This window comes from Amycolatopsis australiensis, from assembly GCF_900119165.1.
Classification (GTDB): domain Bacteria; phylum Actinomycetota; class Actinomycetes; order Mycobacteriales; family Pseudonocardiaceae; genus Amycolatopsis; species Amycolatopsis australiensis.
In genome coordinates this window covers 1,986,707-2,002,314 of record NZ_FPJG01000006.1, presented here as the reverse complement: position 1 = coordinate 2,002,314, position 15,608 = coordinate 1,986,707, and the positions used below count along the sequence as shown (strand labels likewise).

Genomic DNA, 15,608 nt, shown 5'->3' with positions numbered 1-15,608 from the left:
CGGCGCCGAGATCGACATCGCGTCGCGCATTCGGACCATTCTCACACCTTCATGCGACTAAATCAGCTTTCTTTTCTAGCTCAAATCAGCTGTACGACTCTAAGGGCTTACTCCAATGCAGAAGAACATTCCTGACGCCGGTGGTCCGGCGTTCTACTCACTGGCCGACGCCGCGTGGATTCTCGGCGTCGACCGCAACGAGATCCATCGCGCTATCCGGGTCGGTTCGCTCCGCGCCGAGCGGCGCCGCTCCCGACTCGTCATCCCGGCCGCCGAGCTGCGACGCGTGCTCGACGGGGGTGTGCGATGACCGTACACAACTACGAGGAGATGGCCGCTCAGCTCGACCGGTACGCCGACGTGCCGGACGACGTGCTCACGAACCTGGTAACCAGGGACGGCCTGTGCTTCTGGGCGTTCGACCGAGCCGACATGCCCGAACTGACCGGGGACGACCCGCCGGATAGGGAGCTGGCCGCCCGGCTGTGCGCCGGATGCCCGGTCGTCGACGAGTGCCTGGAACTCGACCTGCGCACCGCCGGGCCGGCCACGCTCGGCGTCTGGGGCGCACTGCCGGAGACCGACCGACGCGCGCTCCACCCGGCGTGGCTGCGACGCCGTGGAGGTGAGCCGCGATGACGCTCACCCTCACGCCGACACAGATCCTCGCCGGAGCCGGTGTCCTGCTCGCGCTGTTCGTGGTGTGGCGGTTCGGTGCGCGGAAGGCGCGCCGGGCGGCCGACGCGGCCCGGGCGGGCGCCCGGGTGGTGTCGCTCGCCGGGCGGGTGCTGTTCACGGGTGCCGCGTTCATGGGCGTTCAGTGGCTGGTGATCACGCACCCGGGTAACCCGACGCTGCTGCTCGTGGTGCTGGGTCTGCCGGACCTGATCGCTGCGCACGTCCTGACGCGTGCCCTGACGGTCACGTCGCTGGACACCACCAGCACGCGTCGCCGGGGTGGTGGTCGCCGATGACCGCGACCGATCGGAAGCAGGGAGGGGCGGCCACCGTCCGGCGGCTGCCCGCCCCCGCTGCGCCGAGCCGCGCGCAGCGGCTCGCCGAGGAGGCTGCCGAAGCGGCCGACATCCGCCGCTGGCAGACCCACCCGGACGTGGTGGCCTTGCAGGTCGAACGCGTCCGCACGCAGGTGGACCGGCTGTGCTGGGCCGGGATCATCCTCGGCCTGGCGTTTACCACGGCCAACGTGCAGTGGTTCGCCGCGTCCGGGGCCGCGTTCGGCTCGCTGCCGTGGCTGACGGCATGGCTGCTCGACCCGACGGTGTGCCTGGTCCTGCTCGCGATCCTGCGGGCGGAGCAGGTGACCGCGCGGTACCAGGTCCAGACCGGTCGTTGGGTCCGGGCGGCGAAGTGGCTCACGCTGGCCGCCACGTACGTCATGAACACCTGGTCATCGTGGGCGGCCGGGTCGCCGGCCGGGGTGGTGCTGCACTCGGTGCCGCCGCTGGTCGTGTTCGTGGCCGCCGAGGCGGTCACCGACCTGCGCGACAAGCTCACCGACGCCGTGCACGTCGCGTTCACGATCGCCACGAACCCGGCGAGCGGTCATGAACCGGCCGCGTCGCGTCGTGAGCAGCCAACCAAGCGACGGCGGTGGTTCGCCGACTACCTCGCCGACGCTCGGCGAGCCCGGTCACCCGACATCGTCGTGACCCCGGCGTGGGTGCGAGAGGTCACCGGCTGCTCGCGCGGCCTGTCCTCTCGGCTCGCGGCTGCTCTCGTCGCCGAGGTAAGCGAGGGGTCCAGCGATGAACACTGAACCGGAAGGGGGTGCGCTGGCCCGGACGGGCTCGCGGGAAGTCGAGCATGTCGGGCCAGTGCTCGACGGCGAGTTGATCGATGACACGTTGCCGCAGCCGCGCCACCGGACCGCCCGACGCCGGTTCGCGCGATGGTGGCAGCACTCGTCCCGCGTTCCGCCGTGGCTCAAGAGCAAGCCGCAAGCCGTGCAGGCTGCCAAGGATGGCGTGGTCTGGGTGCTCAAGTCGCCGTGGCGGTACCTCGGCGCCGTGGTGCGCGGCGTCGTCGTCGGCGGCCGGTGGTGGCGAGGCTGGGTGAAGGTGCGGGACTACCGCACGGCTGCCGAGGAGTCGGACAAGCTCGCCGACAAGTTCACCGAGATCCGCGAACTCACCCTGTTTCGGTGGAAGGTCACCGGCGCCGTGCTCGCCATCCTCGCGCTGGCAGTGGCGGTGGTGGATCTCGTGTACGGCGCCGATCCACTCTGGATCGCCGGTGGCGTCGCGTCGGTCGCGCTGGCGGTCCTCGGGCGTCGCAAAGACGGGAACCCGGGCCGGAAACCGGCCTTGGCTGGTCCACGGACTCTGACCTGGACGATGGACCCGCAGGTCCTGGTGGACGCGTTCCGGGACGCGAAGCTGATCGGCAAGGACGAAGCGCTTCGGCTCGTCGAGCGCGCCACGCGGGTCGGCGACGGGTGGGCGATCACAGTCGACCTCCCGGCGACCCGCAAGGCGGCCGACGTGGTGAAGAACCGCGACGCGCTCGCGTCGGCGCTGGCGGTCGACGAGGTGCAGCTCATCGTGGAACGCGTCCGAGGCAACGGTGGCCATGCAGGTCGGGTGTCGATGTGGGTGGCCGACGAGGACCCCTACAGCAAACCGCCCGTGCGGACACCGCTGCTCGGCGTGTCCCGGTGGGACGCGTGGCGGCCGGTGCCGTTCGGCCGGGACGCCCGGGACCGGCGGGTCGACCTACCGCTCGTGTGGACATCCCTGCTCGTCGGAGCGATCCCCCGGCAAGGGAAGACGTTCGCCGCGAGGCTCGCGGCCGCCGGCCTGATCCTGGACGCCTGGGTCCGGCTGTACGTGGCGGACTTCAAGGCCGGAAAGGACTGGGACGCCGCCGGCCAGGTCGCGCACCGCTTCATGTCCGGCGACGAACCCGACCACGTCCTGACCCTCGTGGACTGGCTGGTCGAGCTGGTCGGCGAGGTGCAGGGCCGGTTCCGGCGGATGCGAGACCTGGACGACCTGACCTGCCCGGAGTCGAAGGTCACGCCGGAGATGTCCCGCGACACCTCGCTGAACATGCCGATTACGGCGATCTTCATCGATGAGGTGCAGGTGCCCTTGGAGGACCGGACGCCCGTTGTGGTCCACGGAAAGAAGGTGAACGCAGGTGAGTACGTCGGCGAGTTGCTGACCTGGTTGGCGAAGAAGGGACCGGCGGCCGGGATCGTGCTCGTGCTGGCCACGCAGCGACCGGACTCGAAAACGATCCCGTCCGGGCTGCGAGCGGTGCTCGGCTCGCGGTTCGCGCTGCGGGTGATGGACTGGCGCGATTCCAACATCGTGCTCGGCGAGCAGATGAACACGCGCGGGTACGACTCCAGTCGGCTGCTGCCGTCCCACAAAGGCGTGGGCATCCTCCGCCCGGACGGCGCCACGGCGGCCGGAGCCGACGTCCTCGCTACCACGGTCCGGACCTACTACATGCCGAACGAGGACTGGCAGACCATCTGCCAGCAAGGCCGGGCACTACGGATGGAAGCTGGGACGCTCACCGGCCACGCGAACGGGCAGGACACCCGACTCACGCTCGACCACGCCGCCGTAGCGCGTGCCATCGGCGCCGGAACCACCCCGGCGCCTGAAGCGGCCACGCCGGCGGAGCTGCCCGAACCGCTCGCGTCGGTGGCCGCCTACCTCGGCGACGACCTGGACGACGGCGACCGGGAGTTCGTACCGACCGCCGAGCTGGTCGAAGCGCTCGACGTCGAGGCGACCGCGTTCGGGCGGCAAATGGGCGACCACGGCTGCCGCCCAACTCGCGATCGCGTGCAGGACGCGGACGGCACGGTGAAGCGCGTTCGCGGCTACCTGGTCGCCGAGATCCGGGCCGCCATTGCGCGCGTGTCATCTGGTGACTACGACGATGCGGGCACCTCGCGGGATGGCGCTGGATGACGGATGGCCACCCGCACGACAACGACGAACCGGAGGTGCCCGCACAGCGCACGACATCACAGATTAGCGAGGAGTCCCGCGCGTACTGGCGCCCCATCGTGGCGGCTATGAAGCCCATGACCAGCGAGGAAATTGCAGACGTCGCCGCCATCCTCCGCCGCATCGATGACCGCCGACGAACCAGCGACGGGCAGTGAAACGGCAGTGGGCAACCCGAGCATCTCGGGTTGCCCACTGCCTTATGTGCTTCTACGCCTGCGTTGCGTTCCAGTCGGCGACAAGCTTTGCGAACTGCTTCGAGGTGAACGGCTTGAGCCGCGTCCGATCGAACACGCGCTTACCGGTGCGAACGCCAGGCAGCGCGCACAGCCTGTCCGATCCGATCGCCCGGGTCAACATCGCGCGTTTCTCGGCGAGATCACCGTCCTCCCAGTCAGCAACGAGGCTGGCTTCCGACGCTGCCTCAGTAGGGCCCTGTGGCACCTCAGCTTCCAACGTCTTCTGCTCAGCACTCAGCCGCGCCAGGTCAGTCGCAAGCGGCTCGTTCGCGATGTCGAACTCGTCCAACGACATCTTCCGGTGCCCCACCCGGTCCGACAGCCCCGCCTGCAGCGCCTTGATCTCCTTGATCTCTGCGTCCAGCTCCTTCAACCGTTCGGCGACCTGGGATCGCAGCGCGGTGACCTGCGCGGCGTGGCGCTCATCGGACAGCCGTTCGACGGTAAAGGTCAGCAACTCCGCGTCCACTGCACGCTGATCGATGAAGACTTTCCCGCACCCGCGCCGCTGCTTCGCGCAGAAGTACACCGCCCGTGGCGCCCCGTCCTGCTTGTACGTTTTGGACTTGTCCGTGCGCGCGGTCAGCTTTCGGCCGCACACCCCGCACCGCAGAATGCCGGTCCCGATGTGTCCCAGACCCGCGACCCGTCCGCGCTTGCGCCCGGCGAACAGCGCCTGAATGCGGTCATAGGTGCGCTGGTCCAAGATCGGCTCACCCTCCAACCGACCGACGATTGCCCCGTCATGGACGACGTAACCGCCGAGTGAAGCGCGTTGGAAGGTCGCCGACGCCGACGCGTGCACCCACTCGCGGCCTGCCGCCGTGCGGATGCCAGCCGCGTTCCACTGGGCCACCACCTTGCCCATCGAGCCGTCCTCGGACAGCAACAGCTTCGCCCCGTCCCGCAGCGCCTGCCGTTCCCGCTCGACCAGCTCCGCCGAGACCTCGGGACGGTCCGCGTCCGTCTCGCCGTCGCCGGGGGTCCAGGTCTGGTCCTTGCCCGGAAACCCGAACCGACGCGGGCCACCGGTCGACCGGCCCTGCGCCCGAAAGGTCTCGAACCGCCGCTTCAGCCGCCGTGAGGTGTCATCACTCGACCGCGCGGCATGCGCCACCTCGATCCGCAGGATGAACCGGTCATCCGGATTGGCCAAGTCACGCTCACCGTGCGCCGAGTACACCTTGTAGCCATGCTCGGCGAGATCGATCAGCGTTTCGAGGTCGCGCGGCTGCCGGAACAACCTGTCGGTGTGCCACACCACGCACCCGTCCGACTCGCCGGACTCGACCCGCGCAAGCAGCCGCTCCCAGTCCTTGCGACGGACGCCGCGCGTCCATGCCGACAGCCCGTCCGACAGCTCCAGCCCGAGCACACCGCCGACCCGCTCGATCACCTTCCGGTTGTCGGCGTGCTGATCTTCAACCTTCTCCAGCTCACCCGTCTCCGGGACCTTCGACAGGCGGCCGTAGGAGTCCAGCACCAACGGCCGCCTGCCCTGACCAGCAGTAACCTTGTCGTCGTCCGCCATGACTCCGACAGTAGGTCAACAAAACATGGGTCGCCAAGGCCGCATTGGGGCGCTTGACTTGACCGGCGACCACCCGGCGGCCTAGCCCGATTCGCGGGCCGCGCGGGCTCGGCGCTTGCCTTCGTGCATCGCGGCCACCCTGGCGATCGGGATCGTGTGGCCCTCCTCGACCAGGTCGGCCGGCAACACGAACGGCTCCGGCATCTCCGCCGTCCACGGGTCGCCGCCGTCGAGCAGGGACGGGACCGTCGACACCGTGAAGTCGCCCGGCTTCACGCCGTCCAGGTCGGCCCACCGCACCGGGAACGAGACCGGCGCGCCCGGGCGGTGGCGCGGGCTGTAGACGCACACGACCGTCGCGCCGCCCGCCCGCGTCGAATCGAGGAACACCTTGCCTTCGCGGCGTTCCTTGATGAACTCGGTCGTGCCCAGCGCCGGGTCGATCCGCTCCGCCCTGGCCGCGACCGCGCGCGTCGCCGCCGCGATGTCCTCGATCGACTGGCCCGGCGCGAGCGGCACGAAGACGTGCACGCCCTTGGCGCCGCTCGTCTTCACGGCGCCGTCGAGCCCGTCGGCGCGCAACGCCTCACGCACCAGCTTCGCGGCGCCGACGGCGAGGGAGAACGGGCCGTCCTCGGGCGGGTCGAGGTCGAGGATCAGGTGCGTCGGGCCGTGGCCGGGCTCGCCGCGGAAGAGGGACGTGTGGAACTCGATCGCCCGCTGGTTGCCGAACCAGACCAGCGTGCGCAGGTCGTTGCACAGCGCGTACGAGACGTCCCGCTTCGACGTCTCGGCCCACACGGTCACCCGCTCGACCCAGTCCGGGGTGTACTTGGGCAGGTTCTTCTGCATGAACGGCCCCTGCCCGCGCAACACCCGCAGCACGGTCAGCTGCCGGTCCCGCAGCTCCGGCAGCATCCGGTCGGCGACGGCTTCGAGGTAACCGATCCACTCGCGCTTGGTCACCCCGGCACCGGAGAAGACCTCCTGGTCCAGGCTGCTCAACTTGACGCCGTGGCGAACTTCGTCGCTGCTGGTCATCGGCCCACCTTCGCGCCCCCGCGCGAGGCGGTCAACTCGCATCGGGCTCTCGTCAGACCAGCGGCCGTCCCGCACGCAGCCGGCGGCGCAGGTCCCAGAGGCAGAGGTTGAAGGGAAACCGCCGCAGCGGGCCGGGCAGGACGCGAGTCACCCGGCCGATCGCGGCGATCACGGTGTCGAACCGGCGCTGGTCGGCCGCCGTCCAGGGCAGGCGCAGCTCGTCGCGGAAGCGCTGCGGCAGGAAACCCGTCGTGACGAACCGGTGGAACCGGCGGCCGAGCGCCGCCGCGGGCGCGGGCAGGAACCGCAGCTCGACGAGGTCCGTGAGGTAGCGGCGCACGGTGTCGTCGACGCGGACCTCGGCCAGCCCGGCGGCCCAGTACTTCCCGAAGGCTTCGCGGTCGGCCGGCCACATCTCGGGACGGACCTGCAGCGTGGTGCCGAACCGGGCCGCGTCGCGGTAGAAGCGATGTGGTTCGCCGCCGACGAACGCCAGGCAGACGTCCTCGAAGCCCTTGTACAGGCACGCGGCGACCCACAGCTGGAGTCCGGGATCGAACGCGTTGTAGGCGACGCGACTCTCAGCCGTCGACCGCACCCGGGCGTGAACCCGGTCGACGGCACGGCGGTAGGCGGCGCGCTCGGCGTCCGTGCCCATCGTGGCGACCGCGAGGTAGGTCAGCGTGGTCCGCGTCCGCTTCACCGGGTGCCGGAAGAGGTTGCCGCTCTCGACGCGGCTTTCGAGCACGCCGTAGCCGACCGGCGCGCGCGAGAGCTGCATGATCACGTTCGCGGTCCCGGCGAGCAGCCCCGCCCCGGCGACGGCGTCCCGCAGGGCGGTCCCGGCCATGGCACACCTCCTTGCGGCCTCCAGGGAACGACTCTGTTGACACCATGTCAAGAGCGGTAGCTCGCGCGGGCGAAGGCGATCAGCGCCCTGGCGGCCGGGCTCAGCGGCCCGTCCGTGCGCCAGGCCAGCGCCAGCACACCCCGCAGCCGCGGCCGCACGATGTCGATCACCGCCAGGTCGGCCGCGTGGTAGCGGGCCAGCGACTCCGGCACCACCGCCACCCCGAGCCCGCGCATCGCCAGCTGCACCAGCACGTTCGGGTCCGCCGCCTCGAACGCGATGCGCGGGGCCAGGCCGTGGCTCGCGAACGCCGTGTCCAGCGCCGTGCGCAGGCCCGTGCCCTTCGGCAGCGCCATGACCGGCAGCCCGGCCAGCTCCGGGATCGGGACCTCCGCGCGGCCTTCGAGGAAACCCACGGTCACCGCGAGGAACGGCTCGTCGATGAGGACCTGCGTCGCGATGCCCGGCGGCGGATCCGTCGAGAGGCCGACGACCGCCAGGTCCAGCCGTCCTTCGCGCAGGGCCGCCAGCATCGCGTCCGAGTTGGCCTCGGCCAGCGTGATCTCCACCGCCGGGTACCGCTCGTGGAAGCGGGCGAGCAAGTCCGGCAGCCCGACCGGGCCCGCCGACGTCACCGCGCCGATCGCGACCTGGCCGCGGACCAGCCCGGCCAGCTCGTCGACGGCCTCGCGCACGCCCTGCACCGCCGCGAGCGCGGCGCGCGCGTGCGGCAGCGCGGCGGCCCCGACGTCGGTGAGCCCGACCGTGCGGCCCGACCGGTCCAGCAGCTGCTGCCCCAGCTCGCGCTCGAGCCGTTTGACCTGCGCGCTGACGCCGGGCTGGGCGACGTGCAGCCGTTCCGCCGCCCGCGTGAAGCTGCCTTCCTCGGCGACAGCGACGAAATACGCGAGCTGATGCAGTTCCATAAGCGTTGATTCTAGTCGGCAGAAAAACCAGATCTTGGACTTCTGATCGTTCTGGCCCGAAGCTGGAGGCAACAGCGAAGGAAGGAGCCAGAGATGAACATCCTCCGCCCTGGTCAGGACGGTTACGCCGACGAGGTCGCCGGCTTCCAGACGTCGGTCGCGAACACGCCTGCGGTGGTTGTCGCCGCCGAAACCGCCGAAGACGTCGTCGCCGCGGTCAAGTACGCCGCCGAGCACGGGCTGCGGGTCGCCGTCCAGGCCACCGGGCACGGCCTGACCGAAGGCACCGACGGGCTGCTGATCAGCACGCGCCGGATGACCGGCGTGGAGATCGACGCGGCGGCGCGGACCGCGCGCGTCGGCGCCGGCGTGCGCTGGGGCGCGGTGATCGAGGCCGCCGCGAAGCACGGGCTGGCCCCGCTCAGCGGCTCGTCGCCGGACGTCGGCGTCGTCGGCTACACGCTCAGCGGCGGTTTCGGGCTGATGGCCCGGCGCTACGGCCGCGCGGCCGACCACGTGCGCGCGATCGACGTCGTCACCCCGGACGGGGAGCTCCGCACGGTGACGCCGGGGGCGGACCTGTTCTGGGCCCTGCGCGGCGGCCGCGCCGGCTTCGGCGTCGTGACCGCGCTGGAGTTCGGCCTGGTCCCGGTGACCGAGCTGTACGGCGGCGGGCTGTACTTCGACACCGCGGACCTGCCGTCGGTGCTGCGCGTCTGGCGGACGTGGTCGATGACCGCGCCCGACGAGCTGTCCACGTCGATCGCCCTGATCCCGCTGCCGGACCTGCCGATGCTGCCGGAACCGGTGCGCGGCAAGCACGTCGCCCACGTCCGGATCGCCTACCTCGGCCAGGACGGCGACGAGCTGGTCGCGCCGCTGCGGGCCGCGGCACCGGTGCTGATGGACACGCTCAAGCGGCTGCCGTTCACCGAATCGGGTTCGATCGCGAGCGATCCGCCGCACCCGCACCCGTACCACGGCACGAACGCGACGGTGTCGGCGCTGAACGACGGAATGCTGGCGGCGATCGTCGAGCACGCGGGCCCGGGCGCACCGGTGGACACGGTCCTGATCATCGACCGGCTCGGCGGCGAGCTGGCGCGCCGCCGGGTGGACGGCGCCGGCTGGGACTCGGGCGCGGAGTTCGTGGTGCGGGCGCTGTCGATGGTCGGCGACGACGGCGTGGAGACCGTCCGGGGCGCGCACGGAAAGCTGTTCGAGGCGCTGGCACCCTGGTCGACGGGCCGCCTGCTGCCGTTCGTCTACGGCGAGCACGACCCGGCCGAGGTCGCCGAGAGCGTCTTCCCCCCGGCGGACCTGGCCCGGCTGCGCGTGATCAAGCACCGGTACGATCCGGCGTCGGCCTTCCCCGCCGTGTGAGCCGGGCAGCTCCCGGCCGGGACGCCGCAGGTCAGCGCGCTCCGGCCGGGACGGGAAGCCGACCTGACCGGCACCTATACTCCGACCGACCATGCCACCGACCGGGGGAACGACTTTGCGCACGATGAGCCACGAGGACTACCTCGGGATGCGCCGCTTCCCCGGACTCGACGGGCTCCGCGCCCTGGCCGCGACGATGGTCATCTTCTTCCACTTCGGCGGGACGCACTGGACGTGGCTGTCGGGCTGGGTCGGCGTCTACATCTTCTTCGTGCTGTCCGGGTTCCTGATCACCACGCTGCTGCTGCGCGAGCAGGACCGGACCGGCGGGATCTCGCTGTCGAACTTCTACATCAGGCGCGTGTTCCGGATCCTGCCGCCGTACCTGGTGATCCTCGGCGGGATCGTGGCGTTCGTGGTCCTGCGCGCCGAGTTCCACTCCCGCGACTTCCCGCAGGCGCTGAAGTACTACCTGACGTTCCTGAACGAGTTCCTGCCCGGCAACACCACCGGCGCGGACAACTTCTTCAGCGGCTCGTGGACGCTCGGCATCGAGGAGAAGTTCTACCTGGTCTGGCCGTTCCTGCTGGTGGCGATCGGGATCGGCGCGGCGAAGCGCAAGTTCCTGCTGGTCGGCGTGGCGATGGTCGCGCTGCTGGGGCTGGTGCCGCCGACCGCGGGCGGCTGGGTGCTCGAGTACTCGCCGACCGCGATCTACACCTCGACCATCCACTACTTCATCCTGGCCAGCGGCTGCCTGCTCGCGATCCTGATGCACTACCGCCGCGGGTACGAGCTGCTCAAGCCGCTGACGCACCCGCTGGCGGCGATCCCGGTGGTCGCGGCCTTCCTGGCGCTGCACACGAACATGGACAGCCTCTGGCACGACACGCGCAACAACCTCTGGCTGCTGGTCGGCTACGCGGGCCTGACGATGCTGCTGCTGGTCGTGCTGGTCAGCCCGGGTCCGCTGCGCTGGCTGCTGGGCACGGCTCCGATGCGGTTCATCGGCGAGCGGTCGTACTCGCTGTACCTGCTGCAGGGGCCGGTGCACTTCGCGGTGGTGCAGGCCGTGCCGGGGCTGGCGGTGAACCGCACGGTCACCGCGCTGACGGTGTTCGTCGTCGGGCTGGCGATCGCGGACCTCATCCACCGCTGGGTGGAGAAGCCGCTGATCGGCTTCGGCAAGCAGGTCATCGCCCGGAAAGAACTCCGGCGCGCGGAGCGGCGGGCCGGTGAGCGGCCGGCCGGCCCGCGCGTCGAAGCCGAACCCGAACCGGCCGCGGCGTCCTGAGGTCCTAGCGCTCCAGGACCACGATCGGGATGACCCGCGTGGTCTTCTTCTCGTAGTCGGCGAAGCCCTCGGCGTGGGCGACCATGCCCGCGTACAGGCGGTCGCGCTCGGCGCGGTCCGTGATCACGGTCGCCGTGGCCTCGAACTTCTCGTCGCCGACCTCGACGGTGACCTTCGGGTTCGCGACGAGGTTGTGGTACCAGGCCGGGTTCTTCGGCGCGCCGCCCATGGACGCGGCGATGACGTAGCGGTCGCCGTCGCGGGTGTAGACCAGCGGCGAGAGGCGCTCCTGGCCGCTCTTCGCGCCGATCGTGGTGAGGAGGAGCACGTTCTTGTCCGCGAACATGCCGCCGACCTTGCCGCCGTTGGCGCGGAACTCCTCGACGACCTGGTTGTTGAAGTCGTTCATGTCGGCTGGTGTTGTCATCTGATCCCCTGTTCCGGCCGGTACGCTCGATCGTGCCCCGAGGTACGCTCGGGGTCGTCACAGTGCGTTTGTTTTGCAAACAAAGCTACCGACGGGAGATGCGGGGTGTCAACGGAGGCGGGACCGAGCGTCGAGGACGGCGTGCGCCGGCTCCTGCTGCTGATGCCACGCCTGGTCGGGCGCGCGAAGCGGACGCCGGTGCCGGAGGAGCTGAACGGCTGCGCGCTGGCGCCGCGGCACCTCTCGCTGCTGTCGTACCTGCTGTTCGACGGCCCGATGACGGTCACCGAGCTGGCCGGCCGCCTGGAGGTCGCCCCGACGACGGCGAGCCTGATGGTCGGCGACCTGAGCCGCCAGGGCGTGCTCAACCGCGAGGAAGACCCGGCGGACCGCCGCCGCACGATCGTGAGCATCACCCCGGACAAGCGCCCGGCGGTGGACGCCTGGCTGGCCCGCGGCGCGAAGGCGTGGAGCGACGCACTGGCCCCGCTGACACCGGCCGAGCGCCAGCTGGTGATCTCGACGCTGGAGGCCTACGAGCGCGGCACCTGCGAGGGCCCCGCCTGCTAGCGCCCCAAGGCCACTTTGGGTGCGTCTCACGCACCGAAGGCCACCTTCGTTGCGTCCCACGCACCGAAGGCCACCTTCGTTGCGTCCCACGCACCGAAGGCCGCCTTCGTTGCGTCCCACGCACCGAAGGCCACCTTGGTTGCGTCCCACGCACCGAAGGCCACATTGGGGCGCTTGCGGCTCAGTCCTCCGTGCGCTTTTCGCGGGCCAGCCGGCGCTGGGCCTCCGCGCGTTCGCGACACTTTCGGAGGAACTCCTCGTCGTCGTCCGGGTTCGTCGCCGGGAAGCGGCCCGGGCGGTCGTACTCCGGGAACGCCGGTGCGTTGCGTTCGTACCGGCCGGGTGCCCGCGTCACCTGGTGCGGACGGCCCGCCACCAGCCAGATGATCGAGCCCACCAGCGGCACCACCAGCACGAGCAGCAGCCACAGCCCCTTCGGCAGGTTGCGGCAGGACGACTCGTCCGTCGTGATCACGTCCGCCAGGCAGAAGATCCACAGCCCCAGCGTCACGATGCCCAGCAGGCCATCCAGATACAGCATTTCCGCGCCTTCCCCAGAAGATGAACGCGGTAATTCCTAGCAGAACCGGCCGCCGGTTCGGTCGCGGGTCACCCACAGCGCCGAGGGCATCCGGAGATTCGGCGACGGCACCCACGCCGGTTCCGGATCTGTCAGGCGAAATCCGTCCAGTGCCTGGAGAACTCCGGTCGCGAGAGCGATCGCGTGCCGCGCGCCGGGGCATTCGCGCGGGCCCGCGCCGAACGGTGTCCCGGCCAGCTCCACGAAAACGTCCGATCCGCCGATCCGGCGGCGGGTGCGCAATACCGGCGGATTCGACCGCAACGTTTCGGCGACCGCCGCCCCGGGTCCCCGAAACGCCACCATCAGCGCGTTGCCGATCAGACCCGCCGTGGCGTCGCAGGCCTGGACGAGCAGGCCGATCCGCGCCGCCGCGGGCTCGCCGATCCCGCCGCACGCGGCGAGCAGCCGCCCCAGCGCCGCCTCCGCCGCGGCGTCCGGCACCACGTGCGGGTGATAGGCGGCCGCGACCGTCACCACGTCCGGTGGCCGCACGGCCAGGCCCAGCTCACCCGCCAGCACCGCCACCGGCACCGGCCGCGCGACCACGGCCATCACGTCGCCGCCGTCGCCGATCGCCCGGCGGGCCGCCTCGAACGCCTTGTGCCGCAACGCTTCCACGTCGACGCCGGCGAGTGCCGAGACGGCGAGCGCACGCCGCCGGGCGTGGTCGGGACCATTGCTGAAGCGGGACACCGAAGCGCGCAGCCAGGCGACACTGGCCGGCCGCACCTCCGCCGGAACGGGCGGCACCGGCGCGGAAAGCGAAGTCATGCGGCGAACGTAACCGCGGAAAACGTCGGCGCGGGCCGAACTGTCACAGCAGCGCGGCCGGGAACCACGTCGCCTGCGGACCGGCGCACCGGGTGGCCCGCGGGACGTCGTGCCGGAACCACCACGCCTCGGTGACGCGGCCGTCCGGGAGCCGGTACGTCGGCGGCCCGGCGACGCGGACCAGGCCGGCCGCCTGCAGCGAACGCGCGCTCGCGACGTTGCCCACCTCGGCGCCGGCGCGCACCCGCGGCAGGCCGAGGTGGTCGTGCGCCAGCGTCAGCCCGGCCGCGAAGAGGGTCCGGCCGTGGCCGTGGCCGCGGTAGTCCGGCGCGAGGTAGCCGCCGGTCTCCGGGCCGCCGTCCTCGCCGGTGTGCACGCTGACCAGGCCGACGCACCGGTTGGCCGCGACGTCGATCATCACCAGGTCGATCGACTGCGGGTCGGGCGACACCCAGTCCGGACCGGTGCCGGGCACGACCCGCAGCGCGTCCGCCCGCGCCGGCTCGGCCACGATCGAGTCGGGCTGCCAGCCGAGCCAGCGCTGCGCGGCCGCGTCACTGCCGCAGGCGACGGCGGCGGCGTACTCCCACGCGGTCGGCGTCCGGAAGAGAAAGCGGCCGCTGCGCAGCACGTGGCCCTGCCGGTCGCAGGTCCGCTTGGTCATCAGGCGGCCCCGGCGGGTGAGCCGGTCGAAGATCCCCTTGGTGGCTGGCAGCATCGCGGCGAAATCGTAGCGGAGCGATCGGGGCCGGAGTTGTTATTGTGGCCCGATGACGGCCGTACCCGAGGCAACCGAACTGGACGGCTCCGGCCGGGGGGCCCAGCCTCGCCAGCTCATCGTGACGGTGTACGGCCTGTATTCCCGCACCGAGGGCGGCTGGCTCTCGGTCGCGTCGCTGATCGACCTGCTCGCCGCCGTCGGCGTCGACGAGCCCGCGGTGCGCTCGTCCATCTCCCGGCTGAAGCGGCGCGGCATCCTCGAAGCGGTTCGCCGCGGCGCGACGGCCGGGTACGAGCTGTCCGACGACGCCCGCGAAATCCTGCGCGAGGGCGACGAGCGGATCTTCCGCCGCGAGCGGGCCACCCCGGCCGACGGCTGGCTGCTCGCGGTGTTCTCGGTGCCGGAGACCGAGCGGCACAAGCGGCACCTGCTGCGCACCCAGCTGGCCCGGATGGGGTTCGGCACGGCGGCCTCGGGCGTCTGGATCGCCCCGGCGCACCTGCACGCGGCGACCGCGGAGGCGCTGACCCGGCTCGGCCTGGCCGGGTACGCCGACCTGTTCCGCGCCGACCACCTCGCGTTCGGCGACGTCGCGGCGAAGGTCCGCGAGTGGTGGGACCTCGACCGGCTCGACGAGCTGTACACGACGTTCCTCGACGAGCACGGCCCGGCGCTGAACCGCTGGCAGCGCCGCAAGTCCGTGGCCGACGAAGAAGCCTTCGCCGACTACGTCCGCGTGCTCACCGGCTGGCGCCGCATGCCGTACCTCGACCCGGGCCTGCCCGCGGAGTTCCTGCCCCGCGACTGGTCGGGCATCCGCGCCGCCGAGCTGTTCTTCGAGCTGCACGCGCGGCTGGAGAACCCGGCTCGTGCGTTCGTCGCGAAGTCGATCAACCTCGGCTGACGACGGCGAAGCCCTGCACTTCGACGAGGGCCTCTTCGTCCCAGAGCCGGGCGACGCCGATGCCCGCCATCGCCGGGTACTCGGTGCCCGCGAGCCGCCGCCAGACCGCGCCGATCTCGCGCGCGTGGGCGCGGTAATCGGCCATGTCGACGATGTAGATCGTCACGCTGCAGAGGTCCTCCGGCGAGCCGCCGGCCGCGCGCAGCGACGTCAGGAGGTTGCCGAGCGCGCGTTCGAACTGCTCGACGACGCCGTCGCCGACGATCCTGTTCGACGCGTCCAGCGCGGTCTGCCCGGCCAGGAAGACGACCCGGCCTTCGGCCACGACCGCGTGCGAGAACCCGGACGGCTTGCCCAGCTCCGGCGGGTTGATGCGTTCCAT

19 protein-coding genes are annotated in these 15,608 nt (G+C 71.3%); 10 read left to right on the top strand and 9 right to left on the bottom strand.

From position 1 onward, the window contains the following. Positions 1 to 115 precede the first annotated feature (115 nt). The 6 genes from BT341_RS10935 to BT341_RS10910 are packed head-to-tail and all read left to right on the top strand — an operon-like array spanning position 116 to position 4,144. Positions 116 to 310: a helix-turn-helix domain-containing protein gene (locus tag BT341_RS10935; protein WP_072476173.1), complete on the top strand. Its 195-nt coding sequence runs from the start codon at positions 116 to 118 to the stop codon at positions 308 to 310. After that, positions 307 to 639 carry a WhiB family transcriptional regulator gene (locus tag BT341_RS10930; protein WP_072476172.1) on the top strand — a complete coding sequence of 111 codons (333 nt, stop codon included), beginning with the start codon at positions 307 to 309 and terminating at the stop codon, positions 637 to 639. Before BT341_RS10935 ends, BT341_RS10930 begins: the two co-directional genes overlap by 4 nt. Continuing rightward, positions 636 to 974, top strand: a complete 339-nt coding sequence (locus BT341_RS10925) for a hypothetical protein (protein ID WP_072476171.1) — start codon at positions 636 to 638, stop codon at positions 972 to 974. The genes BT341_RS10930 and BT341_RS10925 overlap by 4 nt, the downstream gene beginning before the upstream one ends. Next, on the top strand, positions 971 to 1,777 hold the full coding sequence (locus tag BT341_RS10920) for a hypothetical protein (protein ID WP_143168520.1): 807 nt from the start codon (positions 971 to 973) through the stop codon (positions 1,775 to 1,777). The genes BT341_RS10925 and BT341_RS10920 overlap by 4 nt, the downstream gene beginning before the upstream one ends. Further along, positions 1,767 to 3,947 carry an FtsK/SpoIIIE domain-containing protein gene (locus BT341_RS10915; protein WP_072476170.1) on the top strand — a complete coding sequence of 727 codons (2,181 nt, stop codon included), beginning with the start codon at positions 1,767 to 1,769 and terminating at the stop codon, positions 3,945 to 3,947. The genes BT341_RS10920 and BT341_RS10915 overlap by 11 nt, the downstream gene beginning before the upstream one ends. Next, positions 3,944 to 4,144, top strand: a complete 201-nt coding sequence (locus BT341_RS10910) for a hypothetical protein (protein ID WP_072476169.1) — start codon at positions 3,944 to 3,946, stop codon at positions 4,142 to 4,144. Before BT341_RS10915 ends, BT341_RS10910 begins: the two co-directional genes overlap by 4 nt. Before the next feature lie 52 nt (positions 4,145 to 4,196). Here BT341_RS10910 and BT341_RS10905 read toward each other — a convergent pair whose 3' ends face one another. From BT341_RS10905 to BT341_RS10890, 4 genes are all read right to left on the bottom strand, one after another. After that, positions 4,197 to 5,756, bottom strand: a complete 1,560-nt coding sequence (locus BT341_RS10905; RefSeq protein WP_072476168.1) for a recombinase family protein — start codon at positions 5,754 to 5,756, stop codon at positions 4,197 to 4,199. Positions 5,757 to 5,837: 81 nt separating this feature from the next. Continuing rightward, positions 5,838 to 6,797 carry a DNA polymerase domain-containing protein gene (locus tag BT341_RS10900; RefSeq protein WP_072476167.1) on the bottom strand — a complete coding sequence of 320 codons (960 nt, stop codon included), beginning with the start codon at positions 6,795 to 6,797 and terminating at the stop codon, positions 5,838 to 5,840. A gap of 52 nt (positions 6,798 to 6,849) precedes the next feature. Further along, positions 6,850 to 7,647 (bottom strand): oxygenase MpaB family protein, encoded by a 798-nt coding sequence (locus tag BT341_RS10895; RefSeq protein WP_072476166.1) that lies wholly within the window; start codon positions 7,645 to 7,647, stop codon positions 6,850 to 6,852. 47 nt (positions 7,648 to 7,694) lie between these two features. Then, positions 7,695 to 8,573 (bottom strand): LysR family transcriptional regulator, encoded by an 879-nt coding sequence (locus BT341_RS10890; RefSeq protein WP_072476165.1) that lies wholly within the window; start codon positions 8,571 to 8,573, stop codon positions 7,695 to 7,697. A gap of 93 nt (positions 8,574 to 8,666) precedes the next feature. Here BT341_RS10890 and BT341_RS10885 point away from each other — a divergent pair, with 93 nt between their 5' ends. Then, positions 8,667 to 9,956 (top strand): FAD-binding oxidoreductase, encoded by a 1,290-nt coding sequence (locus tag BT341_RS10885; protein ID WP_072476164.1) that lies wholly within the window; start codon positions 8,667 to 8,669, stop codon positions 9,954 to 9,956. A 124-nt stretch (positions 9,957 to 10,080) separates the two neighbouring features. Continuing rightward, positions 10,081 to 11,250, top strand: coding sequence for an acyltransferase family protein (locus tag BT341_RS10880; protein WP_177328783.1), 1,170 nt, complete (start codon positions 10,081 to 10,083; stop codon positions 11,248 to 11,250). A gap of 4 nt (positions 11,251 to 11,254) precedes the next feature. Here the strand turns inward: BT341_RS10880 and BT341_RS10875 are convergent, their stop codons facing one another. Continuing rightward, positions 11,255 to 11,677 carry a nitroreductase family deazaflavin-dependent oxidoreductase gene (locus BT341_RS10875; protein WP_072476162.1) on the bottom strand — a complete coding sequence of 141 codons (423 nt, stop codon included), beginning with the start codon at positions 11,675 to 11,677 and terminating at the stop codon, positions 11,255 to 11,257. Positions 11,678 to 11,782: 105 nt separating this feature from the next. On the opposite strand from BT341_RS10875, the gene BT341_RS10870 reads away from it, so the two are divergent. Then, positions 11,783 to 12,247 (top strand): MarR family winged helix-turn-helix transcriptional regulator, encoded by a 465-nt coding sequence (locus tag BT341_RS10870; RefSeq protein ID WP_072476161.1) that lies wholly within the window; start codon positions 11,783 to 11,785, stop codon positions 12,245 to 12,247. A 181-nt stretch (positions 12,248 to 12,428) separates the two neighbouring features. Here BT341_RS10870 and BT341_RS10865 read toward each other — a convergent pair whose 3' ends face one another. Genes BT341_RS10865 through BT341_RS10855 form a run of 3 tightly spaced genes read right to left on the bottom strand, consistent with a single transcriptional unit; the run spans position 12,429 to position 14,319 of the window. Beyond that, a complete protein-coding gene (locus tag BT341_RS10865; protein ID WP_072476160.1) occupies positions 12,429 to 12,788 on the bottom strand; it encodes a PLDc N-terminal domain-containing protein in 360 nt (119 codons plus the stop codon). Between the two features lie 36 nt (positions 12,789 to 12,824). Beyond that, positions 12,825 to 13,601: a cytochrome P450 family protein gene (locus BT341_RS10860; RefSeq protein ID WP_245804933.1), complete on the bottom strand. Its 777-nt coding sequence runs from the start codon at positions 13,599 to 13,601 to the stop codon at positions 12,825 to 12,827. A gap of 43 nt (positions 13,602 to 13,644) precedes the next feature. Next, complete coding sequence (locus tag BT341_RS10855) at positions 13,645 to 14,319, bottom strand: GNAT family N-acetyltransferase (protein WP_072476159.1); 675 nt, start codon at positions 14,317 to 14,319, stop codon at positions 13,645 to 13,647. A gap of 52 nt (positions 14,320 to 14,371) precedes the next feature. Here BT341_RS10855 and BT341_RS10850 point away from each other — a divergent pair, with 52 nt between their 5' ends. After that, positions 14,372 to 15,226, top strand: coding sequence for a PaaX family transcriptional regulator (locus BT341_RS10850; RefSeq protein ID WP_072476158.1), 855 nt, complete (start codon positions 14,372 to 14,374; stop codon positions 15,224 to 15,226). Here the strand turns inward: BT341_RS10850 and BT341_RS10845 are convergent. Further along, positions 15,213 to 15,608 carry a RidA family protein gene (locus BT341_RS10845; protein ID WP_072476157.1) on the bottom strand — a complete coding sequence of 132 codons (396 nt, stop codon included), beginning with the start codon at positions 15,606 to 15,608 and terminating at the stop codon, positions 15,213 to 15,215. The genes BT341_RS10850 and BT341_RS10845 overlap by 14 nt on opposite strands.